The sequence below is a fragment of the Streptomyces sp. NPDC037290 genome (assembly GCF_055603245.1).
Genome location: NZ_JBVJVZ010000016.1, coordinates 1 through 25,747, shown reverse-complemented (window position 1 = coordinate 25,747; position 25,747 = coordinate 1). Strand labels below are relative to the sequence as shown.

23 protein-coding genes, 1 tRNA gene and 2 pseudogenes are annotated in these 25,747 nt (G+C 69.3%); 12 read left to right on the top strand and 14 right to left on the bottom strand.

Features of this window, described 5'->3' with window-relative positions:
• The 3 genes from grpE to ACZ7HQ_RS35355 form a co-directional block, all read right to left on the bottom strand.
• Window positions 1–672 (bottom strand): nucleotide exchange factor GrpE, encoded by a 672-nt coding sequence (grpE, locus tag ACZ7HQ_RS35365; protein ID WP_470998997.1) that lies wholly within the window; start codon window positions 670–672, stop codon window positions 1–3.
• Window positions 669–2,507: a molecular chaperone DnaK gene (gene dnaK / locus ACZ7HQ_RS35360; RefSeq protein WP_470998995.1), complete on the bottom strand. Its 1,839-nt coding sequence runs from the start codon at window positions 2,505–2,507 to the stop codon at window positions 669–671. Before dnaK ends, grpE begins: the two co-directional genes overlap by 4 nt.
• Before the next feature lie 94 nt (window positions 2,508–2,601).
• Entirely contained in the window at window positions 2,602–3,621 is a 1,020-nt protein-coding gene (locus ACZ7HQ_RS35355; RefSeq protein WP_470998993.1) for an MraY family glycosyltransferase, read from the bottom strand.
• 184 nt (window positions 3,622–3,805) lie between these two features.
• Here ACZ7HQ_RS35355 and ACZ7HQ_RS35350 point away from each other — a divergent pair, with 184 nt between their 5' ends.
• Window positions 3,806–6,073, top strand: a complete 2,268-nt coding sequence (locus ACZ7HQ_RS35350; RefSeq protein ID WP_470998991.1) for a (Fe-S)-binding protein — start codon at window positions 3,806–3,808, stop codon at window positions 6,071–6,073.
• A gap of 117 nt (window positions 6,074–6,190) precedes the next feature.
• Here ACZ7HQ_RS35350 and ACZ7HQ_RS35345 read toward each other — a convergent pair whose 3' ends face one another.
• Entirely contained in the window at window positions 6,191–6,514 is a 324-nt protein-coding gene (locus ACZ7HQ_RS35345; RefSeq protein ID WP_470998989.1) for an antibiotic biosynthesis monooxygenase family protein, read from the bottom strand.
• Window positions 6,515–6,651: 137 nt separating this feature from the next.
• Here ACZ7HQ_RS35345 and ACZ7HQ_RS35340 point away from each other — a divergent pair, with 137 nt between their 5' ends.
• Entirely contained in the window at window positions 6,652–7,737 is a 1,086-nt protein-coding gene (locus tag ACZ7HQ_RS35340; RefSeq protein WP_470998987.1) for a Yip1 family protein, read from the top strand.
• A gap of 83 nt (window positions 7,738–7,820) precedes the next feature.
• Here the strand turns inward: ACZ7HQ_RS35340 and ACZ7HQ_RS35335 are convergent, their stop codons facing one another.
• Together ACZ7HQ_RS35335 and dcd are read right to left on the bottom strand one after the other, a co-directional pair.
• On the bottom strand, window positions 7,821–8,318 hold the full coding sequence (locus ACZ7HQ_RS35335) for a phosphoribosyltransferase (protein ID WP_470998985.1): 498 nt from the start codon (window positions 8,316–8,318) through the stop codon (window positions 7,821–7,823).
• A 14-nt stretch (window positions 8,319–8,332) separates the two neighbouring features.
• Window positions 8,333–8,908 (bottom strand): dCTP deaminase, encoded by a 576-nt coding sequence (dcd, locus tag ACZ7HQ_RS35330; RefSeq protein WP_470998983.1) that lies wholly within the window; start codon window positions 8,906–8,908, stop codon window positions 8,333–8,335.
• A gap of 590 nt (window positions 8,909–9,498) precedes the next feature.
• Here dcd and ACZ7HQ_RS35325 point away from each other — a divergent pair.
• Window positions 9,499–9,572: transfer RNA gene (locus ACZ7HQ_RS35325), tRNA-Gly, on the top strand.
• Between the two features lie 131 nt (window positions 9,573–9,703).
• Window positions 9,704–9,829 (top strand): annotated as a pseudogene (locus tag ACZ7HQ_RS35320) (DUF1152 domain-containing protein); the annotation flags it as partial.
• Between the two features lie 737 nt (window positions 9,830–10,566).
• On the opposite strand, the gene ACZ7HQ_RS35315 reads toward ACZ7HQ_RS35320, so the two are convergent.
• From ACZ7HQ_RS35315 to ACZ7HQ_RS35300, 4 genes are all read right to left on the bottom strand, one after another.
• Entirely contained in the window at window positions 10,567–11,046 is a 480-nt protein-coding gene (locus ACZ7HQ_RS35315; RefSeq protein ID WP_470998981.1) for a DUF3515 family protein, read from the bottom strand.
• A gap of 115 nt (window positions 11,047–11,161) precedes the next feature.
• The gene (locus ACZ7HQ_RS35310; RefSeq protein WP_030938482.1) at window positions 11,162–11,386 is read right to left on the bottom strand and encodes a helix-turn-helix domain-containing protein; all 225 of its coding nucleotides are present in this window, start codon (window positions 11,384–11,386) and stop codon (window positions 11,162–11,164) included.
• Window positions 11,386–12,006, bottom strand: a complete 621-nt coding sequence (locus ACZ7HQ_RS35305; RefSeq protein ID WP_470998979.1) for a DUF2975 domain-containing protein — start codon at window positions 12,004–12,006, stop codon at window positions 11,386–11,388. The genes ACZ7HQ_RS35310 and ACZ7HQ_RS35305 overlap by 1 nt, the downstream gene beginning before the upstream one ends.
• Before the next feature lie 409 nt (window positions 12,007–12,415).
• Window positions 12,416–13,324: a serine/threonine-protein kinase gene (locus ACZ7HQ_RS35300; protein WP_470998977.1), complete on the bottom strand. Its 909-nt coding sequence runs from the start codon at window positions 13,322–13,324 to the stop codon at window positions 12,416–12,418.
• 107 nt (window positions 13,325–13,431) lie between these two features.
• Here ACZ7HQ_RS35300 and ACZ7HQ_RS35295 point away from each other — a divergent pair, with 107 nt between their 5' ends.
• From ACZ7HQ_RS35295 to ACZ7HQ_RS35280, 4 genes are all read left to right on the top strand, one after another.
• A complete protein-coding gene (locus tag ACZ7HQ_RS35295) occupies window positions 13,432–13,977 on the top strand; it encodes an RNA polymerase sigma factor (RefSeq protein WP_451354961.1) in 546 nt (181 codons plus the stop codon).
• Between the two features lie 61 nt (window positions 13,978–14,038).
• Window positions 14,039–14,785 (top strand): hypothetical protein, encoded by a 747-nt coding sequence (locus tag ACZ7HQ_RS35290; protein ID WP_470998975.1) that lies wholly within the window; start codon window positions 14,039–14,041, stop codon window positions 14,783–14,785.
• A 137-nt stretch (window positions 14,786–14,922) separates the two neighbouring features.
• Window positions 14,923–15,618 carry a hypothetical protein gene (locus tag ACZ7HQ_RS35285; RefSeq protein ID WP_470998973.1) on the top strand — a complete coding sequence of 232 codons (696 nt, stop codon included), beginning with the start codon at window positions 14,923–14,925 and terminating at the stop codon, window positions 15,616–15,618.
• 445 nt (window positions 15,619–16,063) lie between these two features.
• Window positions 16,064–17,686 carry an RICIN domain-containing protein gene (locus ACZ7HQ_RS35280; RefSeq protein WP_470999183.1) on the top strand — a complete coding sequence of 541 codons (1,623 nt, stop codon included), beginning with the start codon at window positions 16,064–16,066 and terminating at the stop codon, window positions 17,684–17,686.
• Window positions 17,687–17,757: 71 nt separating this feature from the next.
• On the opposite strand, the gene ACZ7HQ_RS35275 is transcribed toward ACZ7HQ_RS35280, so the two are convergent.
• The 4 genes from ACZ7HQ_RS35275 to ACZ7HQ_RS35260 all read right to left on the bottom strand — a co-directional run bounded on the left by ACZ7HQ_RS35275 (window position 17,758) and on the right by ACZ7HQ_RS35260 (window position 22,759).
• Window positions 17,758–20,181 (bottom strand): non-reducing end alpha-L-arabinofuranosidase family hydrolase, encoded by a 2,424-nt coding sequence (locus ACZ7HQ_RS35275; RefSeq protein WP_470998971.1) that lies wholly within the window; start codon window positions 20,179–20,181, stop codon window positions 17,758–17,760.
• Window positions 20,182–20,331: 150 nt separating this feature from the next.
• Window positions 20,332–21,117: a hypothetical protein gene (locus tag ACZ7HQ_RS35270; RefSeq protein WP_470998969.1), complete on the bottom strand. Its 786-nt coding sequence runs from the start codon at window positions 21,115–21,117 to the stop codon at window positions 20,332–20,334.
• Window positions 21,114–21,644, bottom strand: coding sequence for a SigE family RNA polymerase sigma factor (locus ACZ7HQ_RS35265; protein WP_470998967.1), 531 nt, complete (start codon window positions 21,642–21,644; stop codon window positions 21,114–21,116). Before ACZ7HQ_RS35265 ends, ACZ7HQ_RS35270 begins: the two co-directional genes overlap by 4 nt.
• A 146-nt stretch (window positions 21,645–21,790) precedes the next feature.
• Entirely contained in the window at window positions 21,791–22,759 is a 969-nt protein-coding gene (locus tag ACZ7HQ_RS35260; protein WP_470998965.1) for an expansin EXLX1 family cellulose-binding protein, read from the bottom strand.
• Window positions 22,760–23,231: 472 nt separating this feature from the next.
• Here ACZ7HQ_RS35260 and ACZ7HQ_RS35255 point away from each other — a divergent pair, with 472 nt between their 5' ends.
• From ACZ7HQ_RS35255 to ACZ7HQ_RS35240, 4 genes and pseudogenes are all read left to right on the top strand, one after another.
• Window positions 23,232–23,435 (top strand): cold-shock protein, encoded by a 204-nt coding sequence (locus ACZ7HQ_RS35255; protein ID WP_030648194.1) that lies wholly within the window; start codon window positions 23,232–23,234, stop codon window positions 23,433–23,435.
• 178 nt (window positions 23,436–23,613) lie between these two features.
• Entirely contained in the window at window positions 23,614–25,041 is a 1,428-nt protein-coding gene (locus ACZ7HQ_RS35250) for a DEAD/DEAH box helicase (protein ID WP_470998962.1), read from the top strand.
• A 101-nt stretch (window positions 25,042–25,142) separates the two neighbouring features.
• Window positions 25,143–25,370 carry a CBS domain-containing protein gene (locus ACZ7HQ_RS35245; protein WP_470998960.1) on the top strand — a complete coding sequence of 76 codons (228 nt, stop codon included), beginning with the start codon at window positions 25,143–25,145 and terminating at the stop codon, window positions 25,368–25,370.
• A gap of 6 nt (window positions 25,371–25,376) precedes the next feature.
• Window positions 25,377–25,611, top strand: a pseudogene (locus ACZ7HQ_RS35240) (SCO5918 family protein); the annotation flags it as partial.
• Between the last annotated feature and the right edge of the window lie 136 nt (window positions 25,612–25,747).

Here is a 25,747-nt window from a genome sequence, read left to right as displayed (position 1 = left end):
TCAGCCCTCGTCCGGGCCACCGTTCTCCTTGGTGTCGGTGGCACCGGCCGTCTCGGCCTCGGTGTTCTCCTCGGCGCCCTCGGCCTTGACGGTCTGCGCACCGGGCTGCGGCTCGGCGACGGCCACCCGCGCGGGGCGGATGGTGCGCTCGCCGATGCGATACCCGGGCTGCAGGATCGCCACGCAGGTCGTCTCGGTGACGTCCGGCGCGTAGGAGTGCATCAGGGCCTCGTGGATGGTCGGGTCGAAGGGCTCGCCCTCCTTGCCGAACTGCTGCAGGCCCATCTTGGCCGCGACGGTCTCCAGCGACTCGGCCACCGACTTGAAGCCGCCGACCAGCTCGCCGTGCTCGCGCGCGCGGCCGATGTCGTCGAGCACGGGCAGCAGCTCGGTCAGGAGGTTCGCGATGGCGATCTCCTTGACCGCGATGCGGTCCCGCTCGACCCGGCGGCGGTAGTTCTGGTACTCGGCCTGGAGGCGCTGGAGGTCCAGCGTGCGCTCGTTCAGCGCCGTGCGCACCTGGTCCAGCTGGGCCACCAGGCCCGCGTCTGCGTGTACGTCCCCGGCCGGGGCCGCGCCCTCCTCGGGCGCGGCCTTCGACTCGGCGTCGTCGGGGGTGGCGCCGGAGGGGACGTCGGGCTTCTCCTCAAAGCCCGGGGTCTCCTCCGTCACGCGGCACCGTCCTTGCGCTCGTCGTCCACGATCTCGGCGTCCACGACGTCGTCGTCGGCGGCCTTGCCGCCCTGGGCGGCGCCTTCCGGACCACCGGCGGCCTGCGCGTCGGCGTACATGGCCTGGCCGAGCTTCTGCGAGACGGCCGCGACCTTCTCGGTGGCGGTGCGGATCTCGGCGGTGTCCTCGCCCTTGAGCTTCTCCTTCAGCTCGGCGACGGCCTCCTCGACCTCCGTCTTGATCTCGCCCGGGACCTTGTCCTCGTTGTCCTTGAGGAACTTCTCGGTCTGGTAGACGAGCTGCTCGCCCTGGTTGCGGGTCTCGGCGGCCTCGCGGCGGCGGTGGTCCTCCTCCGCGTACTGCTCGGCCTCCTGGCGCATCCGGTCGACCTCGTCCTTCGGCAGCGAGGAGCCGCCGGTGACGGTCATCTTCTGCTCCTTGCCCGTGCCCAGGTCCTTGGCGGTCACGTGCATGATGCCGTTGGCGTCGATGTCGAAGGACACCTCGATCTGCGGGACGCCACGCGGCGCCGGGGGCAGACCGGTCAGCTCGAACATGCCGAGCTTCTTGTTGTACGCCGCGATCTCGCGCTCGCCCTGGTAGACCTGGATCTGCACGGACGGCTGGTTGTCCTCGGCCGTCGTGAAGATCTCGGAGCGCTTGGTCGGGATCGTGGTGTTGCGCTCGATCAGCTTGGTCATGATGCCGCCCTTGGTCTCGATACCGAGGGACAGCGGGGTGACGTCGAGCAGCAGGACGTCCTTGACCTCGCCCTTGAGGACACCGGCCTGGAGCGAGGCGCCGATGGCGACGACCTCGTCCGGGTTCACGCCCTTGTTGGCCTCCTTGCCGCCGGTCAGCTCCTTGACGAGCTCGGCGACGGCGGGCATACGGGTGGAGCCACCGACGAGGACGACGTGGTCGATCTCGTTGATGGAGATGCCGGCGTCCTTGATGACGTTGTGGAACGGCGTCTTGCAGCGCTCCAGCAGGTCGGCCGTCAGCTGCTGGAACTGCGCCCGGGTGAGCTTCTCGTCCAGGTGCAGCGGGCCCTCGGCGGACGCGGTGATGTACGGCAGGTTGATCGAGGTCTCGGTGGAGGAGGACAGCTCGATCTTGGCCTTCTCGGCGGCCTCACGGAGGCGCTGGAGGGCCATCTTGTCCTTGCCGAGGTCCACGCCGTGGCCGGACGCGAACTGCTTGACCAGGTAGTCGACGACGCGCTGGTCCCAGTCGTCACCACCGAGGTGGTTGTCACCGTTGGTGGCCTTCACCTCGACGACGCCGTCGCCGATCTCCAGCAGGGACACGTCGAAGGTGCCGCCACCGAGGTCGAAGACGAGGATCGTCTGGTCGTCCTTGTCGAGGCCGTAGGCCAGCGCGGCGGCGGTCGGCTCGTTGACGATGCGCAGGACGTTCAGACCGGCGATCTCACCGGCCTCCTTGGTCGCCTGACGCTCGGAGTCGTTGAAGTAGGCCGGGACGGTGATGACCGCGTCCGTGACCTTCTCGCCCAGGTAGGCCTCGGCGTCGCGCTTCAGCTTCTGCAGGATGAAGGCGGAGATCTGCTGCGGGTTGAAGTCCTTGCCGTCGAGCTGGATCTTCCAGTCGGTGCCCATGTGGCGCTTCACCGAGCGGATGGTCCGGTCCACGTTCGTGACCGCCTGGCGCTTGGCGACCTCGCCGACGAGCACCTCACCGTTCTTGGCGAAGGCGACGACGGACGGCGTGGTCCTGGCACCCTCGGCGTTGGTGATGACGGTGGGCTCGCCGCCCTCCAGAACGCTGACGACGGAGTTAGTCGTGCCCAGGTCGATGCCGACCGCACGTGCCATGGTTGATTCCTCCAGCTGACTTGAGTGGAACGGACTCAAGTGTGCACGACGCCCGGCGATGGGTCAACAGACCTGAGTCAGACAGGCTCAACTCTTATCCGTTCCTTACACGCAACCGGCCGCTGACCTGCGTCGATTCAGTGCGCCGGGGTGACTGGACAGGCATGCGAAGGAGGACGAGCACCACCAGCAGCGCCGCTCCGGCCACCCACAGCACGGCCCCCTCCCCCGTCCACCCGGTGTGCACGAGCACTCCCACGAGCACCGAGGAGAAGGAGCCGGCACCCAGCAGTACGACGGACCCCTGCGGGGTGAGCCCGAGCGGGCGCATCCGGTGCGCGAGATGGTCCGGGCCGCGCCGCAGCAGCGGGCGCCGGGCCAGCCCCCGGGCGAGGACCACGAGGACGGCGTCGGCGATCGCCACCGCCCCCAGGCAGAACATCACCGCCGCGCTCGGCACCAGTTCGTACCCCGCGCGCGTGAAGACGAGGGACGACGACAGCAGGAACCCGGTGAACAGCGAGCCGCAGTTGCCGAGCCCGATCCGCGCGGGATGCCAGTTGTGCATCAGGAAGCCGGTGAGGGCGGCGGCGAGCACGCTCAGCAGGACGGCGAGCCCGTCCATCACCTCGGCGGCGGCGCAGGCCCCGGCCCCGAAGGCGGTGACGACCCCGACGGTCCCGGCCAGCCCGTCGGCGTGGTCGAGCCCCTTGAAGGCGAGGGAGGCGGCGACGATCCACGCCACGGCGAGCAGTCCGCCCAGCACACCCGTCTCGTCGTACGGCACCACACAGGCCGCCGCCACGGCCGTACCGGCGACGAACACGCGCGCGCGGAGCCGCCAGACGTCCGCGACCAGACCAAGGCCCGCGACCGAGGAGGCGGCGACCAGCAGCCGACCGACCCCCTCACCGAGCGGGGCGACCCGGGTCCACTGCCCCGTCCAGGCGACCAGACAGGTGACGACCACCACGGCGAGCCCGCCGAGCAGCGGCAGCCGCCGCTGCCGGCGCCGGTCGACGATGCCGGCCCGCAGCGCGGGGACCCTGAGCAGCGCCGCGAGGACGGCGGCGAGGAGCAGGGCGGCGGTGGCGGCGGCGATCCCGTAGAGCACGGCTCTAAGGTAGGGGCGAATGTAGCAATTCGGTACGAATAACACGATCCGATGACCCGTGGGATGATGCGCATCACCCCGCGCCCGGCTGCATCCGGCGTGAAGATGGGGGTAGTCTCAGACGGACTGGATAAGTTACCGCTTAGTAATGTCGCTCGGTTTCGAGGCCGCCCCAGGAGCCCCAATGCAACTCGCCGCGATCATCGTGTCGCTGGTCCTGATCGTGGTCGGCGTGGCACTGTTCGGCCGCGCCCTCCTCCAGATCTTCAACTTCATGCGGCTGGGCCAGTCGGTACCGGCCGGGACACGGACCAACGACCCCGCACAGCGCACCCTCACCGTGGTCAGGGAGTTCCTCGGCCACACCCGGATGAACCGCTGGGGCGTCGTCGGTGTGGCGCACTGGTTCGTGGCGGTGGGCTTCTTCACGCTGCTGCTGACGATCGTCAACGCGATCGGGCAGCTGTTCAAGGCGGACTGGATCCTGCCGGTCATCGGCGAGTGGGCGCCGTACAACATCTACGTCGAGTTCATCGGCACGATGACGGTCGTCGGCATCCTCGTCCTGATCGCGGTCCGCCAGCTGAGCCACCCGCGCAAGCCCGGCCGCAAGTCCCGCTTCGCCGGCTCCAACTTCGGCCAGGCGTACTTCGTCGAGGCCGTCATCCTCATCGTCGGCGTCTGCATCTTCATGCTGCACGCGCTGGAGGGCGCCCAGCACCACGTGGACGGCTACGAGGCCTCGTTCTTCATCTCGTACCCGGTCGTGGCGGGGCTGAAGGGCCTGAGCGTCGGCACGCTGCAGAACCTCACCTACTTCTTCGCCGGCCTGAAGATCGCGACCTCGTTCATCTGGATGATCACGGTCGCCCTGAAGACCGACATGGGCGTGGCCTGGCACCGCTTCCTGGCCTTCCCGAACATCTTCTTCAAGCGCAACGCCACCGGTGAGACCTCCCTCGGCGCCCTGCTGCCGATGACCTCCGGCGGCAAGCAGATCGACTTCACCGACCCCGGCGACGACGACGTCTTCGGTGTCTCCCAGGTCGAGCAGTTCTCCTGGAAGGGCCTGCTGGACTTCTCCACCTGCACCGAGTGCGGCCGCTGCCAGTCGCAGTGCCCCGCCTGGAACACGGGCAAGCCGCTCTCCCCGAAGCTGCTGATCATGTCCCTGCGGGACCATGCGCACGCCAAGGCGCCGTACCTGCTCGCGGGCGGCGGCAAGACCATGGAGGGCGAGGAGAAGGCGTCCGAGGAGCAGCTGGCCGGCGTCCCCGCCGCCGCTCTCGCCGAGGCCGAGCGCCCGCTGATCGGCACCGCCGAGGAGAACGGCGTCATCGACCCGGACGTCCTGTGGTCCTGCACCACCTGCGGCGCCTGCGTGGAGCAGTGCCCGGTGGACATCGAGCACGTCGACCACATCGTCGACATGCGCCGCTACCAGGTCATGATCGAGAGTGCCTTCCCCTCCGAGGCGGGCACGATGCTCAAGAACCTGGAGAAGAAGGGCAACCCCTGGGGCCTGGCCAAGAAGCAGCGCCTGGAGTGGACCAAGGAGGTCGACTTCGAGGTCCCGGTCGTCGGCAAGGACATCGAGGACCTCACCGAGGTCGAGTACCTGTACTGGGTCGGCTGCGCGGGTGCCCTCGAGGACCGCGCCAAGAAGACGACGAAGGCCTTCGCCGAGCTGCTGCACATCGCGGGCGTCAAGTTCGCGATCATGGGCGGCGACGAGAAGTGCACCGGTGACTCCGCCCGCCGCCTCGGCAACGAGCCCCTGTTCCAGGAGCTCGGCATGGAGAACGTCGCGGCCCTGAACATGGCCTTCGGCGAGGACGACGAGGACGAGTCGACGAAGAAGCCGAAGTCCGCGAAGAAGATCGTCGCCACCTGCCCGCACTGCCTGAACACGCTCGGCAACGAGTACCCGCAGCTCGGCGGCGACTACGAGGTCATCCACCACACCCAGCTGCTGCAGCACCTGGTCGACGAGGGCAAGCTGGTCCCCGTCACGCCGGTCGAGGGCATCATCACCTACCACGACCCGTGCTACCTGGGCCGCCACAACAAGATCTACACGCCCCCGCGCGAGATCATCGGCAAGGTCCCGGGCCTGCGCAACGAGGAGATGCACCGCCACAAGGAGCGCGGCTTCTGCTGCGGCGCCGGCGGCGCCCGGATGTGGATGGAGGAGCGCATCGGCAAGCGCATCAACAACGAGCGCGTCGACGAGGCCCTCTCCCTGAACCCGGACATCGTCTCCACCGCCTGCCCGTTCTGCCTGGTCATGCTCACGGACTCGGTGAACGGCAAGAAGAACGACGGCAAGGCCAAGGAGTCCATCCAGGTCGTGGACGTCGCCCAGCTGCTCCTCGACTCCGTCAGGACGCCGGTCGACCCGGCGGGCGAGCCGGAGACCGAGAGCGAGCCGGAGCCCGAGCCGGTCAAGTAACAGCGGCTCACACCCGTACGGCGCCCCCTGCAACGCACAGGCAGGGGGCGCCGTCACGTTCCGGCCCAGCCGACCGCCGAACCGGGCCGCGCGGGCGGGTGGGACCCGGCGCGGCGGCTACGCGCTCTTCGGTCCCGCCTGCTGGACCACCTCGAAGGACCACAGCGTGGAGCCGGAGGCCGCCGGCTTCGGCCGTTCGCCCTCCGCGCCGCCCTGGTGCGCGGCCTTCATCGGGCCCTCCATCCACGCCTGGAACGACGCCTCGTCGCGCCAGCGCGTGTACACGAGGTACGTGTCGGTGCCCTCGACGGGCCGCAGCAGCTCGAACCACTCGAAGCCGTCGGAGTTCTCCACGGCGTGGGCCCGCGAGGCGAACCGCTTCTCCAGCACCTCCCGCTGCTCGGCGGGAACGGTCAGCACATTGATCTTCACTACGCTCATGGGCCCATCCTGGCCCACCCCCGCGCATCCGGCACACACACCCGGGCGCCGAGTGGCGCTGCGCGCGCTGACCGTGCCGGAAACCGGGGGAAACCCCTGACGGCTCCCTGGTCGCCTCGCTGACGGTCCCTTAGGGGATGTCACAGGTCGGCAGCAAAGCCGGGCCCGGACGCCCCGGGCCCGCACGTCACTCTCCGGGACCAGGTACGTTCGATGACGTGGCTGGATTCAGGATCGGACGCGGGGGCCGGGACAACCGCACCCCCCAAGGACAGCAGGCGCCGCAGGGACCGTCGTACGGCCGGCCCGGACCGCAGCAGGGGCAGCCCGCGGGACCGTCGTACGGGCAGCCCTCGGGGCCCTCGTACGGCTACCCGCAGCCGCCGCAGCGGCCCTACCCCCAGCCGGCGCACCCCCGGCAGGGGCAGCAGCCGTCGTACCCCCGCCAGGGGCAGCCGTACGGCCGGCAGGGCCAGGCGTACGGCTACCCGGGCCCGGCCGACGACGGGCCGGAGTACTTCGGGGACGACGGCGGCTACCCGGGCGGCGGCGCGGGCCACGACCCGTACGCGGCCAACAACCCGGGCCACACCCAGGCGTTCTCGGTCGACGAGGCCGCCGGCTACACCCAGGGCGCGACCTACCACGCCGGCTCCGCCGCCGCACCCGCCGCCCCGCTCGGCCCGCCCCTGCACTGGAAGGAGCTGCTGAAGGGGATAGTCCTTGCCCCCAACCAGACCTTCCTGCGCATGCGGGACTACACGATGTGGACCCCCGCCCTCATCGTCACCTTCCTCTACGGCCTGCTCGCCGTCTTCGGCTTCGACGGCGCCCGCAAGGACGCGATCAACGCCACGCTCTCCAACGCGATCCCGATCGTGCTGATCACGGCGATCGTGATGGTGCTGAGCATGTTCGTCCTGGGCGTGGTCACCCACACCCTGGCCCGCCAGCTCGGCGGCGACGGCGCCTGGCAGCCGACGGTCGGCCTGTCCATGCTGATCACGGCCCTCACGGACGCGCCCCGCCTGGTCTTCGCCATGTTCTTCGGCGGCGACGCGAGCTTCGTCCAGCTCCTCGGCTGGGCCACCTGGATCGGCGCGGGCGCCCTGCTGACCCTGATGGTCTCCCGCTCCCACGACCTGCCCTGGCCGAAGGCGCTGGGCGCGTCGGCGATCCAGCTGGTCGCGCTGCTGTCGATCGTGAAACTGGGTACGTTCTAGCGGCCCGCCACCGGCATGGGAGAGGCCCCCGGCGCTGCAGCCGGGGGCCTCTCCCCTGTCCGGGCTCTCGGACTCCGGGGTTCTCAGGCGTCGAGGACCTGCCCCGCCCGCGTCACGACGGGCGGCTCGACGCTCCACGGGAAGTTGATCCACTCGTCGGTCCGCTTCCAGACGTACTCGCACTTCACGAGCGAGTGGGACTTCTCATAGATCACCGCGGAGCGCACCTCGGCGACGGTGTCCAGGCAGAAGTCGCGCACGAGCTTCAGCGTCTTGCCGGTGTCGGCGACGTCATCGGTGATCAGCACCTTCTTGTCGGAGAAGTCGATCACGTTGGGGACGGGCGCGAGCATGACGGGCATTTCCAGCGTGGTGCCCACACCGGTGTAGAACTCGACGTTCACCAGGTGGATGTTCTTGCAGTCGAGGGCATAGGCGAGCCCACCGGCGACGAACACGCCGCCCCGCGCGATGCTGAGCACGATGTCCGGCTCGTACCCGTCGTCGGCGATGGTCTGCGCGAGCTCGCGGATGGCGCGGCCGAACCGCTCGTAGGTCAGGTTCTCCCGAACATCACTCATGTCTGTGGCTGTCCTCACACCTGGGTCCGGTGGAAATTGACGAAGGAGCGCGAGGCGGTCGGCCCACGCTGGCCCTGGTACCGGGAGCCGTAGCGCTCGCTGCCGTACGGGAACTCGGCGGGCGAGGTCAGCCGGAACATGCACAGCTGGCCGATCTTCATCCCCGGCCAGAGCTTGATCGGAAGCGTGGCCAGGTTGGACAGCTCAAGGGTGACATGCCCGCTGAATCCGGGGTCGATGAACCCGGCGGTGGAGTGCGTGACCAGCCCGAGCCGCCCGAGCGAGGACTTCCCCTCGAGCCGCGAGGCGAGGTCGTCGGGAAGGGTGATGACCTCGTACGTCGAGGCCAGCACGAACTCCCCGGGGTGCAGGATGAACGGCTCGTCCCCCTCCGGTTCCACGAGCCGCGTCAGATCGGCCTGCTCGACGGAGGGGTCGATGTGCGGGTACCGGTGGTTCTCGAACACCCGGAAGTACCGGTCCAGCCGTACGTCGATGCTCGACGGCTGCACCATGGATTCGTCGTAGGGATCGATCCGTACCCGCCCGGCGTCGATCTCGGCCCGGATGTCCTTGTCTGAGAGAAGCACGTAGCGAGGATACGCAAGGCGCGCGGAGCCGTGACAATCGTGACGACTCCGCGCGCCTGGGTTACCGCTGCGGCGTGTGTTCACCGCTGCTGTCCGTGTTACCGCTGCGACGCCTGTCGCCGTCCGCAGCACGTCCCTCTCTTACCGCTTCTACCGCTTTTCCAGAGCGACCGGCACCACACTGCGGAGCCGGGCGCACCGGGGGCACCTCATGAGCCGGCGGGGGCCGAGCCGGTCGGCCTGCTGCATCGGGAACGAAGCGGTGCTGAAGACGTGCCCGTCCGCGCAGCGGACGACGGTGCGTTCCATCAAGTCCCTCAAGTCCCTTCCCCAAGACCCTCGTCGGGCGTACCACCCTGACGACAAAAGCCACATTACGGGATCAAAGAGACGACTCTCCAGGCGGCACTCCGGCCCCGCCGGACGCCTCCCCCAGGCCTCCACGGTACGCCCCAACTCCGCCCCGCCGCAGCCGGATCCCGCCCCTGAAACGGACTCAGACCCCGGGGCCTCGACGCCAGGGGTCTGCGATGATGTACAGTGAGCAAGCGTCCGGACACCGGCTCCACGAGGGTCATGTCCGTACTTACGCGGGTGTAGTTTAATGGTAGAACATCAGCTTCCCAAGCTGAGAGCGCGAGTTCGATTCTCGTCACCCGCTCCATGAGAAACCCCCAGGTCAGGGACCCGGGGGTTCTTTGTTGTCTAGACCGGTGGGTGGCCCGCGCACCACAACCGCACCATAAGGCCGTGATCAGCTTCCGGTGGGCTTCTCCATGTGGTGCGCACGACGGTGCCGCACGGGGCGAGGTGGAGGCCTGCAGTCGCGAAGTCTGCGGTTTCTCCGAGATCGACTACGAGCGCAACAAGGCGGCGTGGCTGAAGGAGCAGCCACCAGTGCAGTTCGACGCCGAAGCGGTCAGCTGGTGTGTGACATCAGCGACCGACACCAACAACGGCGAACGCGGCCGGACCTCTGCGGTACAAGGCGACCGCTGTACTTCCTGGTCACCTGACACTGCCCGCACGACAGCTGGCCCGTGATCGACCTGATAGGGATGAGGCCAGACCCCAGAGCTGGTGGGATGGAGGCCTGGCTGAAAGTTTACAGCCCTTCCCCTGGTGAGCGGTGGTGGGTTAGGTACCGGCGCAGGCGCCCATCTGCGAAGCAGTGTTGAGTGGTGGGCGGGTGCGAATGAGATGATCGCGTCTTATCGGGTGTCAGCAACTGGGTTTATCGACAGGAATATCCATCCCGGAAGAGATCGGAATAACAGTGAGAATCCTGTTTTGGTGCATCGGTTTTGTGCTCGCGCTCGCCGCTTATTTCTGCATTGGGCTCGCGAATACTGCCTGGCACGACCGCAAGAACGTCTCGCCGTTCGACCTTGCGAAGCGCAGGAGTTACTCGCGGAAGATCGCGATATGGATCGCCATTGGGCTTCTGTGCATCGCGCTGATGTGGCTCGTAATTAGTCTGTGAGAAACCAGGCTGGTCCGCGCGTGGTGAAGCACAGTTGAGGAACATCAGCGACGGCCCCTGACCGTATGGCCTGATCAGGGGCCGTTCACCTGCGCGGTGGGTGTGGGATTTGAACCCACGGCCACCAGGTCTCACCCTGCCCTCCAGGGCTCATAGGGGTCCAGGCCGCAAACGCTCAGCCCTGCTTCGCACACGCCTTCTGCCTCGCGAGCCCCGACACGGCCCCGGATACTTCACCGATCACGGCGTTCTTGTCCTTGATACGCTCCGACATCGCGACCTCGGCTGCAGGGCTACGACCATACGACAGCACGGTCTTCACCCCGTCGTGGGTCTTCTTCTCATTCACGACCCAGTCGACCCCCTTCACCGACGTGCATGGAGACGACTCCGGAACGTCCGAGATGTTCCCGCACCGGAGAATGACATCACCGTCCCCCCACACGGCAGTTCCCTTCGGACCGGAATCGTTGCGCTCATGGCCACCCAGCTTCTCCGGCGCCTTGTTCACCAGACTGGAGCACGCCGCACTGGCACCCCCCGGAGCTCCCGACACGTTGTAGGAACGCGAGGAAGTCCCGCACGCCGCAAGAGCGGCAGCACAGACAGCGATCACAGCAACCTGTGCCAGCCGCCGGCCAGAGGTCATCTCCATGAGTAATCCCTTGTCCAGGTCACGCAGTTATAGGCAGGTTGCAGCGAGGGCCACCCCGTTAGGAGGCGGCACCCGGCGCTCTCGCACGGAACGTCGGCCATGCCGATGACCGGGGTCAGTCCTCGCGGACGCTGAGCAGGTCGCCGGGCTGGCAGTTCAATTCGCGGCAGATCGCAGTGAGGGTGGAGAAGCGGATCGCCTTCGCCCGGTCGTTCTTCAGGACGGAGAGGTTGACCACCGTCACCCCGACCCTGGCCGCCAGTTCGGACAAGGTCATGCCGCGCTCGGCCAGCAGCCGGTCCAGGTGGACCTGAACCCGGTGCTCCTCCTCTGACGGCATCAGACCAACCCCTCGGTGTCGGCGCGGAGCTTCGTACCACGCCGGAACACCTCGCCCAGGGCCAGGATGAGGAAGGCGAGCAGGACGTACTCGCCGGTGAAGGTGATCGAGGAGGGGATCTGATCAGCCATGGCCGTGCCGCTCACCAGAGCCGCCGTGGTGAGCGCCGGCAGGACCGGGGAGAGGACCGCCTGCACCAGCACCGTGAGCCCGATGGCGCTCAGACGGCGGGCGTTGCTCGGCACGAAGACGTCGCCGCCGCGCAGGGTCCTGGCCATCTGGAAAAGGAGGGCCAGGACGAGGAGCAGAAGCAGGCTGCCGATGACGTCCGGCAGCGCGAGCAACAGGCGCTGAGCCAGGTCGGGGTGGGCGAAGACAAGGTCGGCCTGGTGGGTGCCGGTGAGGGCCAAGCCATGGCCCGCCATCCCGTCAGTCACGTTGCCAGGCACCCGGGTCGTGGTCTCGACCTCGACCTCGCGAGTGTCCACCGGGTCGATGAGACCGACCACTCCGAGGACCGGGAGCAGCGCCCCGAAGACACCGGCAAGCAGAGCCGCCAAGCCCAGAGCCGCCTCCAGCAGCCGATTGTCGGTCCGGCTCCACCAAGACTTCGTACCCACGGTTCCCCCTGCCGCTCGTAGCGCCCATATCGCTTATCGATACTATCGATAAGCGATATGGGCACTGTCAAGCTCGAGAGGCGGCGGCACAGGCGGGATGGAGGGGGCGCCGTGGCCGACCGCGGTTCCGCTGGGGTGAGTGCGTGGAACTCCCTTCCCGCACACCATCGACCCAGGCAGAGCCGAGCAGACGCGGCCCCTGGCGTCCAGGTCGTTCGTACAGTGCCGCGCACCACCTGGATCCCCAGGTCAGCGGCCTGGGGTTTTGTTGTCCCCTCGGCGGGCCGAGGAGTCGCGCCACCCCGCCGGGGGCCCTGATCACGGTACGTCGCGCTGCGGGCGCGGCCGGTGCGCCCGCTCGCCCAGCGGTGCACCGCGGACAGCAAGGTCTCCGCAGCGGGCCGAAGGTTCAGCGGGACAACCAGGTCAGCACCGCTGTCATCAGGTACACGACGACCGCCGCGAGCCAGACCATCAGGCGCGTCGGACCTGAAGACCTGACCGGCGCCCACTCCTCTTGCTCCCGTGACAGCAGCGTGTCCGCGAACGCCTGCGCGGTCTGCGGTCGTTCGTCAGGTTCAACGGACAGCGCAGCGCGAAGCAGTGTTTCGATGCCGTCCGGAACCCCCAGCTCCCTGGGAAGGGACGGCAACGACGTCGTCGACGCCTGCTGCGTCACAAGGACTGTGCGACCGCCCGACCCGAACGGCTTGCGTCCGGTCAACAACTCGAACGCGACGACACCGAGGGCGTACACATCGGCCCTGCCGTCGAACCCGCCCGTCTGGAAGGCCTGTTCGGGCGCCATGTACGCGGGGGTGCCGGTGGTGACCGTCAGCCCCGACGCGTCGGCCAGTTGCTTCGCGCTGCCGAGGTCCGCGACGAGTACGGCGGCAGGCGTGCGGCCGGCGTCGAGCAGGAGGTTCGACGGCTTGATGTCGCGGTGGATGACGCCCGCGTCATGGAGCACCTGAACCGCGTACCCGGCCTCGGCCGCGAGCCGGAGCGCCTCCGCGGGACGGCAGTGCCCTGTCTTCTCGGCCAGCGTGCCGCCCCGGACGTAGTCCATGACGAAGTACGGCCGGTCGTCCTGGACGCCGACGTCGTGCACGCGCACGACACGGGGGCTGGAAATCCTGCGGAGCAGCCTCGCCTCCGCCAGGAAGCGCTGTCGTACATCGGCGTTCGACGCCCAGTTGTCGGCCAGCACCTTGACCGCGACATCGGTGTCGAGCTCGGGGTCGTACGCCTTCCAGACGGTGGCGAACGAACCGGCTCCCAGCCGGTCCTCAAGGAGATAACGGCCTAGCTTCTGCATGTGGCAACATTTTTCCGGGGCGATGTGGCGGATGTGGCCGGCGGTAGTCGGGCACTTCCGTGCGACCCAGTGGGGTCCAGGTCGGACGATAGCGGGGGGACAGCACGGTGCTCGAGGAGGATGAGCTGACGCACCTCGTGGCGTCTGCCCAGGCAGGTGACCGGGCGTCCCTGGACCGCCTCCTCGTAAGGCTCAGGCCCACCGTGATGCGCCGCTGCTCCCGGTTTCTTCCGCACCACGCCGACGCCGAGGAGGCCGCGCAGGACGCCCTGTTGTCCATCAGCACCCATCTGCACGAGTACACGGGGCGGGGCTCGTTCCTCGGCTGGGTGACCGTGATCGCCTCGAACGCCGCCAGGTCCACGTACCGCTCGATGCGCCGGCGCGCGGAGGACAGCCATGCCGTCGTTCCCGACGGTGTCGACCCACGGACGACGAGCGTCATCGCCGGGACCCGCCTGGACCTGATGGAGTCGCTGGCCGCGCTGGAGGAGCGGCACCCGGCCCTGGTGGAGTCCTTCGTGCTCCGCGACCTCGGAGACCTGACCTATCTTCAGGTCGCCGAGATCACCGACGCTCCTCTGGGCACGGTCAAGGACCGCATCCACCAGGCCCGTCGCTTCATGCGGGACCGCCTCGGCGGTGGCCTCTGAGACGCCCCTGCTTCCCGCTCCCACCCGGCATCAGCTCGACCGCGGGCCGGGAGGTGCTGCCGTGCGTCCTCGGACGATCGCCGTCATCCTGGCGGTAGCCATCGGACTCGGCCTGCTGACCGGCCGGTTCGTCCTGCCCGCGCCCTCCGCTCCGGCCACCCCGAAGGTGACGCCGACCACCCCGAAGGTGACGCCGGGCAACGGCTCTCCGGCACCGAGGCCCGCGAGCGGACCCATGACGACCCGGCACCTGCTGACAGCGGCCGAGTTCAGGAAGGTCGGTCTCTCCAAGCGCATCTACGTGCGGGATCGCGTCGGAGACGGCAACTACGCCAACGCGACCTGCGCCGGCGAGAAGACCCTCGGCGAGACGCTGGGATCGTACGACGCGCACTTCCGCGGGTTGCTGACGAGCAAGGACACAGGCCAGGGCGACCCCACCGAGGCGGCGAACATCGACGATCAGGTCGCACGCGAGGTCGCCGACGACGCCGGGAGCCGCGCGCTGGCCCAGAACTACGCGCAGCGCCTGCTGTTGGAGGAAGTGCCGTGCCAGAGCGAGCCCGCCACCCACTGGATCTACGGGCCGACGCACACGATCGACGTCGCCGCGGACATCACCGCGAGTTGGATGGGTATCTACGGCGGCGACCTGAACACCACAGGGACCGCGCCACGAGGCAAGGAGCCGTGTGGAGGCGTCGCCATACTCCGCAACGGCTCGCACTACGGGGTCCTGGAGATCGATGCCTGCCTGGACACGGCTGCGGTGACGCGGATCGTCCGTGCGGCCGTGACACGGCTCTGAGACCACCCCCGCCCCACCAGTGGACGTGACGCGGGTCACATCGATCGTGGTGGATCGCCATCCAACATCTCCCGCACCTCCGGCATCTCCCAGATGTACGACGACGCCAACCGCGTCGCGACCAGACAGGAGATGAGATGTTCGACAACCAGGCAGCCCGCAGGAAGTCCGCGCGTCACCGTCGTACCGCGGGAACAGCCGCCTCCGTCGGTGCCGCCCTGATAGCGGTCGGCATCGCCGCGCTTCCCGCCGCCGGCGCGGACACGACTTCTGCGAGCCGGTCGGCGACCGCCCTTGCCGCCGCTCCTGCCGGACCCGGCCTCGGCTCCGCCGCCCTGATGCAGAGTGACGACTTCTTCCAGCAGGGCCTGGCCCCGGTCCGCGCGACGGTGGACCTGACCGGGAAGCAGGCTCTCTCGGCATGCTCCGGCGAGGACACGATGCGAGAGCTGACCAAGGGGAAGGCCGCCGCCTATGCCGACGTGACCTGGACCTTCGACACCAAAGGCACCTCGCTGACCGAATCCGTCGCGGACGGTACCACCGACACATCGGCGGCCTCGTACGCGAAGCAGCTCGACAAGCTGGTGCGCGGCTGCCAGGACGAGCCGCGTGGTCACTGGTACTACGGCAAGGGGCACACGATCACCGTCAAGGCCGGCGAAGGAAGTTGGTACCCGGCGTTCAGCGGCGACGGCAAGGTTGCCGGCGGCGTCGCGGTGATCCGCAGCGGCCACAGGTTCGGCATCGTCGAACTCACCGGTCAGCCCAGCGACGACCCCGGCTACATGGAGGGCATCACCGCCGGTGCCGTCAACCGGCTGGCCGACTGATCTGATCCGGGCGGTTCCGGGAGCTCTCCGCGTGGGTGCTGCCCCCCGTCCTGGGACCGCCCGGGCCGGCCGGTAAACGTCTGGTCGGGTTCAGGAACCGTGCCGTTGGACGACGGTCGCGGGCCGCCAAAGCCGTGTTCCGGGTGGTCGGGCCCTTCCCCTGTCCGTCGCCCTGTCCGGTCGGGGCGGAAAAAGAAATCCGTGGCTCTACGCGGCAACCTTTTCGGCCTCTCGGGCCACTGAGTGTTGTCCGGCCAAGTGGTCCGGTCAGATGCAACGGCTGAAAGAGAGCACCGGCATGTCCCTTGAACGACAGCACCGGCATGTCCCCGGCCCACCCACGTCGTCGGTTGCGTCCCGCGCCGACGGCCGCGCCCGCGGCGGTCGCCCGAAGCATCGTGGCCGTCGGTTGCTCGCGCGTCGGGGTCTGTGGGCGGGCCTCGTCATGGTGGTCGTGGCCGGCTCCGCCGTTGTGGTCAGTCAGGCTTCGGCGCAGCAGACCCTGGACCTGAAGAAGTGGTACGTGCTGGTCAACCGCAACAGCGGCAAGGTGCTGGACGACCGCGGCTTCGCCACGAACGACGGCGCGGCGGTGGTGCAGTGGGCGCGCCACGGCGGGGCCAACCAGCAGTGGCGGTTCATCGACGCGGGTGACGGCTACTACCGGCTGCAGAACCGGAACTCCGGCAAGGTGCTGGACGACCTCGGCTGGTCGAAGACCGCCGGCTCCGCCATCGTGCAGTGGCGAGACCTGAACGGCACGAACCAGCAGTTCAAACTGGCCAAGTCGCCGGACGGCCAGGTGCGTTTGATCAATCGCTTCAGTGGCATGGCTGTCGGTGTACACAACGCCGCCAAGGCCGACGGGGGCGGCGTCGTCCAGAACCGCGACCGGGGCGGCGCCGATCAGCAGTGGCAACTCGTCCCGGCCGGGAGTGCCGGCCCTCAGCCGTCGTCGGCGCCGTCTCCCGCGGCCGGTGGCGACAGCTCGACGACACGTTTCATGGGGAGCAGCACGGTGCTCATCGGCGGCTCGATGTCCGACGCCTCGGCGGCCGCCGCGCCGTTCGACATGCGGTACGCCTATGTGCACAGCCAGCCCGCGCCCTCGTCGGACCACTACACGGCAGCGCGCTGCCACGACGATTGGTCGGGCTGGTGGGGCTGCTGGAACGGCAGCACCACGGCGCCCGGCACTTACGTGACCTGGCGGGACTCCGTGGCGGCCCAGGCGACGTACAAGGGCAGCCCGCGCCCGCAGAAGATGCTCTGGACCTGGTACTCCTTGCGCGACCTCGGGGACGCGGCAGGCCAGGGCGACGGCCCGGGCGAGGTCCAGGCCATCAACCGGACCGACCTGCTCACCCGGTACCTGAACGACTACCGTTTCTTCCTCCAGAAGATCGGCACCTCGCACGACGCGATCGACCTTGAGCCCGACTTCTGGGGCTACGTCCGGTCGCTCGGCGATCCGCACAAGGTTGCCGCGCAGGTCTCGGCCGCAAATCCGACGGATTGCGGATCGCAGGAGAACAGTGCCGCCGGACTCTCCCGCTGCCTGATCTCGATGGCGCACAAGTACGCGCCGAACACCGCCGTGGGGCTGCACCTTTCCTGCTTCGACTGGCAGACCAACACACAGGCTTGCGTCAAGGACTACGCGAACCTCGGGGCGCAGAACGCCGACTTCCTGGCCACCGATGTGTCGGACCGCGACGCGGGCTGGTACGCACAGCCGGCCCACGGCGGCAGTGACCACTTCTGGACCGACCAGAAGGCCGCCGCCGCGCTGCAGTTCTACAAGACGATGGCCGAGTCCGTGGGCAAGCCGGTGGTCCTGTGGCAGATCCCCGTGGGCAACATGGCGCAGAACAACACCCTCAACCATTACAAGGACGACAAGGTGGACTGGTTCTTCGGACACATGGACCAGGTCGCGAACGCCCATGTCGCCGGGCTGCTGTTCGGTCCGGGGCAGCAGGAACAGACCACGGCCGAGACCGACGGCGGAAACCTGATCCGCAAGACGATCGCCTATCACAACTCGGGCGGTACAGCGCTCAAGTAGGCGAAGGCACGAATGCGCCCCCATCTCTCCGATGGGGGCGCATTCGTCATCTCGCCGGGCCCAGCGGCGGGTCAGCGCTGCAGGGTGAGGAGGCCCGGACGCCAGGGCAGTTGGTCGTAGGGGCCGCTCGCGGAGGGGGACTTGCCCTGGTAGAGGAACTGCAGGTGGCAGGGGTCGATGGTCATGGTCTGGTCGGGGTTGTCGCGGACCAGGTCACCGTGGCTGATGTCGTTGGTCCAGGTGGTACCGCTGTTGGCCTTGCCCGCGAAGGGGTTGCTCTCGGTGGCGGCCTGCGGGGTCCACGAGCCGTTCAGGCTGGGGGCCGTGAACGAGCGGAAGTAGCGCTGCTCGTTCGCACCCCGCGCCTCGACGATCATGAGGTACTGGTTCTGGCCCCGCACCTTGTAGACCTGCGGCGCCTCGAACAGGTTCTTCACCGTGTCGCTCATGACCGTCGTGTACGACGAGCCGAAGTTGCCCGGGAAGTTCCCGATCGGCATGCTCGCCCGGTAGATGTTGCCGTTGTCACCGGCGAAGAACAGGTACATGTTCTGGTCGTCGGCGATCAGGGTCTGGTCGATCGGGGCGGCGCCCGGGATGCTGCCGGTGAACAGCGGCTGCGGCGCGGACCAGCCGTCGGGGTTGGTGGGGTCGCTCGACGTGCGGTAGATGAAGGGCCACGCACCCCACTGGTACGCCAGCACCCAGATCTTCTTGGGCGCGAAGTAGAACAGCGTGGGCGCCACCGCGGCCCGGCTCATGCCGGTCTGACCGGCCGACGCCATGTCCGGCCAGTTCGTGAAGGGTCGGAACATCATCGAGCCGTACGACGACCCCGACACGTTCGACGCGTAGACCAGGTGCTTGCCGTTGTACGTCACGTCGGTGAAGTCCTTCACCGCGGCCCACCCGTTCGCCGGCTGCGCCAGCGCACCCGTCGACGTCCACCGGTAAGTCGACGGCAAAGCACACGCGCCGTCCCCCGGCGCGGGCGTCGAAGTCCTGAGGTTCCAGTGCTGGTGGGCGCCGCCGCCCGAGTCCCAGATCTGGACGGGAGTGCCGTTGGCGGTCCGGCCGCCGGGGATCTCCAGCGCCCGGCCGCTGGCGACGTTGGTCAGTGTGTAGGAGCCGTCGCTGTTGCGGTCGGCCCGCCAGTGCTGGTTGGCGCCGCCGCCCGAGTCCCAGACCTGCAGCCTTGTCCCGTTGCCCGTCTGGTTGGCCGGCTCGTCCAGTACCCGGCCGCTGGCGACGTTGGTCAGCGTGTAGGAGCCGTCGCTGTTCCGGTCGGTCCGCCACTGCTGGTTGGAGGCACCACTGGCGTCCCACACCTGGAGCGGGGTGCCGTTGCCGTTGTATCCCGCGGGCTCGTCGAGAACGCGTCCGGCGGCCACGTCGGAGAGCGTGTAGACGGTGCCGGAGGTGATGCCCCCGTCCTGCGTCCTCCCGCTGCTGCCGCCCAGGGCGGTGAGTACCGCGCTGTAGGCGGGCTTCTTGTTGCCGCCCGCGCCGAACAGCAGCGGGTTCTCACCGGTGCGCCAGGAGTCGCTGTCGCGGATGCCCCACACCGTGGTGCCCGTGCAGCGGGCGACGTTCATGCATGCCTGGACGGCGCCCGCGTACGCCGCCGGTGACGCCTGGGCGATGTCGAGCTCGGTGATCTGGACGTCCACGCCGAGCGCCGCGAACTTGGACAGCGTGGTCTGGTAGCCGGCCGGCGGACCGCCCGCGCCGAAGTGACTCTGGAAACCGACACAGTCGATGGGCACACCACGGGACTTGAAGTCCTTGACCATCGCGTAGACGCCCTGCGTCTTGGCATCGGTCCAGTTCTCGATGTTGTAGTCGTTGTAGCAGAGCTTGGCCGAGGGGTCGGCGGCCCGCGCGGTGCGGAACGCCTCCTCGATGAAGCCGTTGCCCAGCACGTCCTGGAACACCGAGCTCCGGTGCCGGCCACTGCCGTCGTCGGCGAACGCCTCGTTGACCACGTCCCAGGCGTAGATCTTGCCCTTGAAGTGGCTCATCTCGGTGGTGATGTGGTTGTCCATCACGCTGCGCAGGGTGCCTGCGTCGGTGATGGAGCGGACCCAGCCGGGCAGCTGCGAGTGCCACACCAGGGTGTGGCCGCGCACCCGCTGCCCGTGTGCGGAGGCGTGGCCGACGATCGAGTCGGCGGGGGCGAAGTTGAACGACCCGCGGGAGGGTTCGGTGGTGTCCCACTTCATCTCGTTCTCCGGGGTGATCATGTTGAACTCCCGGTCGAGAATGGTGGAGTACGCCGAGTCGCCGAGTCTGCCCGAGGACACCGCCGTACCGAAGTAGCGGCCGCTGCCGGCCGCTGCACCGGCCAGGGTCGGCGTGCGGGCATTCGGCGTGTGTGCGGCCAGAGCGACCAGGGGTACGGCGGCACCCGCTGCGGCGAGGACCACGGCGGCGGCGAGCACGCGGCGGGTAGCCGGACGGCGGCGATGAGAGCGGTTCCGATCTGACAACGGCATGTCCTTCTGGCACAGCGGGCCTTGATCCGGCCACGGTTACCCGCCAGTTGCCGCCAGGCACACAAAGGTTGCCGCGATCGGGGGAAGAACTTTCACGGCCGCCGTCACCTTCCCCGCCCGGATCCGCTCGGCCATCGGGCCGTGCGGCGTTCACCGGGTCGGGACGAACCCTCCCCGGACCGACGCGGAGCCGCCCGAACCCCGCGCGTCGACGCGGTAGCCGTCGCCCGCGGCACTGCGCTTGCCGGTGCCGTTGTTGAACTGGGCGGCGAACTCATGGCTCCCGGCCGGCACGGTCAGGCCCGGCTTGAGGACCCAGCGGTAGACCAGCGTGCCGCCCGCCTCCTGGGCGGTGACGGTGAAGTCGGCACTCGGCAGGGTCTGCCAGGTGCCGGTGTTCTTCACCCCGCCGGTCTGCACGATCCGCATCTCGATCGTGAGCGAGGTGAGCGGCTGGGTCGTCTTGAGGACGAGGTTGCTCTGCGTCCAGTAGACGGTGCTGTGCGGGTCGACCGAGCCGGCCGACGACAGCGCCCCGTTGTGGCTCTCGCCGGCGGCCGGCGATGGACTGGTGGCCGGCGGAGTCGGGTGCGCGCTGCCCGGGGTGGTGGCCGGGGCCGGCGCGACAGGGGTGGGGCGGGCCGGTGTCGGGTGCGGGGAGGCGGCGGTCGGCGACGGGGTGGCAGGCGCGGTCACGGTGGCCGACGGCGACGAGTGCGCGACGATGGCGGCGACGGCGAAGCCGCCGGTCGCCAGGATGCCGGTGGCGGCGAGCCCGGCGAGCGCGACCCTGGTCCCGGACCTCGCGAACGGCCGCGCGCGGTGGCGGACGGCGGGGCCGGCCATGCCGCGTTGCACCCGGGCCAGCATCCTCGCACGGTCGGGCCGGTGGGCCTCGGCGGCCTCACGCAGCCGACGGGCGATCTCCTCGTTCACCGGTTCCTCCTCCCTGCCACCAGGTCCCCGACCGCTCCTGCGCCCAGTATCCTTTCCAGCTCGGCCATTCCCTTCGAGGTCTGGCTCTTCACCGTACCGACCGATATGCCCAGCGCCGCCGCCGTGTCCTTCTCCGACAGGTCGAAGGCGTGCCGCAGCACCACGCAGGCCCGCTTGCGGAACGGCAGCCGGGCGAGCGCCGCGCGGACGTCCAGCACTGCCGCCATGTCCGGCCCCTCCACCTTCTCGGGGCTGCGGGACCAGAACAGTGTGATCCGCAGTCGCTCGCGCACAGCGCTGCGGATCCGTCCGCGCGCCAGGTTGGCCACCACACCGCGGGCGTAGGCGAGCGGGTGGTCGGCCTGCCGCAACCGGTCCCAGCGCTGCCACAGGGCGACCAGGGCATCCGCCGCGAGATCGTCCGCCGCGTCGGTCTCGCCGGTCAGCAGGTGTGCTAGACGGGCCAGTTCGGCATAGTGGCGTTCGAAGAATTCGTGGAACTCCGCGGACGCGTCGTCGAGGAGCATCCCCCGGTCGCCCTCTCCTGGCAATGATGTGCGCGTTGGTTGCGCGTTTAACAACAATGGGGCGCGTAGCCTAACAGTGCCCAGCCCGGGATTCGAACGGCGGTCGTGCTCGGTTGCGGGCCGGTGAGCGCTTCCGGGCGGGCTGGTCAATGCCGGGCGAACTGGACGCCGGTCGGCTGCGCAACGCCCGGCTGCACGGCGATGCCGTCGACGGTGAGCTGCTGCCCGTAGATGTCGGTGATCCTGAGCGCACCGCCGCAGCCGGTGCCGTCGGAGGACAGGAAGTAGTTGTAGTCGGTGCGGGCCAGCTGCCGCCAGCCGCCGGCGGTTCGCACCTCCAGCGCGGCCACCGGGTTCCGGTGGCCGATCACCTGGATCCCGCACCACCACTTGGTGGACCCGGTCTTGTACCGGATGGCGATCGTGCCCGGCAGGTCCGGGCTCAGCAGCGACCAGGTGATCCGGAGCCGGCCCACCGACGGGTCGGCGAGCTTGGCGAACGCCTGCCGGCTGAGGTCGAGTTGCCCCGGCGCGCAGGGCCACGGGCATGCGTTGACGATCCGTACCGTGACGGTGGCTCCGCCGGCCGCGCGGACCAGCACGTAGGCCCCGCACGCCTTGGCCGACTCGTAGTCGGTGACGTTCATCGCCGCGACCATCAGGTCGTCGGAGGGCCCGTACAGGCAGGAGCCGTTGCCGTCACCAGCGGCGTAGGCGGTGGCGACCCCCCGGTGGCTGACGCCCGGTCCGATCCCTCCGGCCGGGGCCGCCGCCCTGGAGCTCGCGGGCGCGGTACCGGTGGCCGAGGCCGTCGCAGGGGCCGAAGGCGACGGCGTGGCCGAGGCCGAGCCCGGACGGGTGGGACTGGCCGAGGCCGTCGGCTGCGCCGTCGCACCCGCACCGCCGCCCGCCGCAGACCCGGCATCGGACGGGGCGGCCGCCCGCACGCCTGCGGCGGGCGCGTCGGCTGCCCGCCCGGCACCGGTTCCGCTCCCGGTCAGGACGGTCGGGGCCAGGCACGCCAGCACACCGACGACCATCAGCGCCAGGGGAATGCCCGTGACCAGTCCGCGCCTGCGCCACGGTTGCGGCGCGGCGTGCTTCGTTGCTCCCATGCCCGTCCATCCGGTAGTTCGACTCGGCCTTCCGGCTCCCAGTTGCCGCAGGGGACGAGAAGGTTGCCGCCCGACGCTGATTTCTCGGCGACCGGTGCACCGCACGAAAGGGATCTGAAGCCCATCGGACGGGGCGGCTCCGTGCTGGTGCTTCGCATGCGCCGCAGCAGGGGTTCGCACGCGTCGAGGGAGGTCACAGGGCTGTAGGCGGAAGCGCACGCCAGGAAAGCCGCGTCCACGGAGAGTAATATCTGTGCCCGCGAAATGAGAAATAGGTGCGGGGTACGGCGAGTATTCTTCGACCCCCCGGCGGAGCGGAATTTCCGACCGCACAAGGCCGATCCCACCGTGCTACTGTCGAACTCAGTTGCAGGTGTGGTTGCCAGAAGGTTTTTCCGACGGCTGATCATCACGGCGACACGGAATGCGCACAGGGCGTGTTCCCGTACACCGCCTCCGAAGGAGAAACAACATGGCTACTGGCACTGTGAAGTGGTTCAACGCGGAAAAGGGCTTCGGCTTCATCGAGCAGGACGGCGGCGGCCCCGACGTCTTCGCCCACTACTCGAACATCGCCACCCAGGGCTTCCGCGAGCTGCTGGAAGGCCAGAAGGTGTCGTTCGACATCGCGCAGGGCCAGAAGGGCCCGACGGCCGAGAACATCGTTCCCGCCTGACGCACCGGCACTGACGCATACTTCGCAGCTGGGGCCCGCACCGTGGGGTGCGGGCCCCAGCTCGCTTCATTCCCAGGGCGATTCGGTCCTGTCTTTTCCGGCCCGTTCTCGCGATTCTGCGCCACTCATTCTGCTGCGGAAATTCCTTGATACGTGCCCACATCGAGGAAGGTTCCGCATGAACCGCACACGTACCACTCGCGCACGCACCAATCGCACATACGGAAACCGACGGCCCGCCGGGGGCGATTTCGCGCTGCCGAAGACGGTCAGGCCCGCGTTGCCCGCGGTCGAGTCGTTCGCCGATCTCGCCATGCCGGCGCCGTTGCTGGCCACGCTCGGCCATGAAGGCGTGACCGCACCGTTCCCGATCCAGGCGGCGACCCTGCCGAACTCCCTGGCCGGCCGTGACGTACTCGGCCGCGGCCGCACCGGCTCGGGCAAGACCCTCGCCTTCGGCCTCGCGGTACTGGCCCGAACGGCGGGCCGGCGTGCCGAGCCGCGTCGGCCGCTGGCCCTGATTCTCGTCCCCACCCGTGAGCTGGCCCAGCAGACCACCGACGCGCTCGCTCCCTACGCCCGCTCCGTGAACCTGCGGCTCGCCACCGTCGTCGGCGGAATGTCCATCGGCAGGCAGGCCGGTGCGCTGCGGGCCGGCGCGGAGGTGGTCGTCGCGACGCCCGGCCGGCTGGGGGACCTCATCGACCGGGGCGACTGCCGACTCGCCGACGTCGACGTCACGGTGCTCGACGAGGCCGACCAGATGACCGACATGGGCTTCCTGCCCCAGGTCACCGCCCTGCTCGACCAGGTGCGCCCCGAGGGCCAGACGATGTTGTTCTCGGCCACCCTGGACCGCAACATCGACCTGCTGGTCCGCGGCTACCTGACCGACCCGGTGGTGCACTCCGTCGACCCGTCGGCCGGTGCCGTCACCACGATGGAACACCACGTCCTCCACGTGCACGACGCGGACAAGCAGCGTACGACCACCGAGATCGCGGCCCGGGACGGCCGGGTCATCATGTTCCTGGACACCAAGCACGCCGTGGACCGGCTGACGAAGCACCTGCTGAACAGCGGTGTCCGCGCCGCGGCCCTGCACGGTGGGCGGTCCCAGCCGCAGCGCAACCGGACTCTGGCGCAGTTCAAGGACGGTCACGTCACCGTCCTGGTGGCCACCAACGTCGCGGCCCGCGGCATCCACGTCGACAGCATCGACCTGGTCGTCAACGTGGATCCGCCCAGCGATCCCAAGGACTATCTGCACCGTGGCGGGCGTACGGCCCGCGCCGGGGAGTCCGGCAGCGTCGTCACCCTGGTGACCCCCGGCCAACGCCACGGCATGACCCGGCTGATGGCCTCGGCCGGCATCACCCCGCGCGTCACCCCGGTCCGCTCGGGCGAGGCGGAGCTGAGCCGCATCACAGGCGCCCAGGCGCCCTCCGGGGTCCCTGTGGTCATCACCGCCCCTGTCGTGGAACGCACCCGCCGCGCGCCTTCGCCGTCCAGGGACCGCCGTGGCCGCACCGGCCAGGGCCGACCCGCCGGCGCGGGGGTACGCCGCAGGGCACAGCGGCGGCCCGGCAACGACTCGGCTGCTTAGGCCCGACCAGTCCCCGGAGCCCCGTCGGCCTCCCGGAAGCCGCCGCGGCCTGCCGGGGCCGAAGGCCGCCAAGCGACCAGCCCTTGCCGAAGGAGACACCCGTGACGCCGGCGCGGATGCGGTACCGCAGGCCGGGCCCCACCCCCGTGTCCGTGGTGAACGACAGCGAAGGGCCCGGGCCTCGGGTATGCGACGACATGACCGTCGAGGTGGCTCTGGCCGCCACGGCGGGTGCCCGGGTCGAGTATCTGACCGGGTGCGACGGGGACGACGGGGGCACGAGTGCGGCCGGGTTCCGGGCGTACCGGCCCTCGCGTGCTCCCCTGTGAGGCCTCATGCGCTGTGTCATCGCCCGGTACCGTTCGACCTGACCAGGACCGGGGTGCCGGCCTCGATGAAGGGCGTCAGGCCCGAGCTCGTCACGGCGGCGTCCGTGACCATCGGCCGCCGCCGCTATCCCGTCAAGCAGGTGGGCCAGGTCATCACGCGACAGGACCCCGTGACTTCACCGCCGGCGAGGTCGTGCGGGCCATGACGCGTCTCGGCTTCACCTGCCACGACCGCCCCGAGGGCGCGCGTGAGGACGGGCAGGAGACCGCCCTCAGGATCCCGGGGGGGGGGGGGGGGGGGGGGGGGGGGGGGGGGGGGGGGGGGGGGGGGGGGGGGGGGGGGGGGGGGGGGGGGGGGGGGGAGGGGGGGGGGGGGG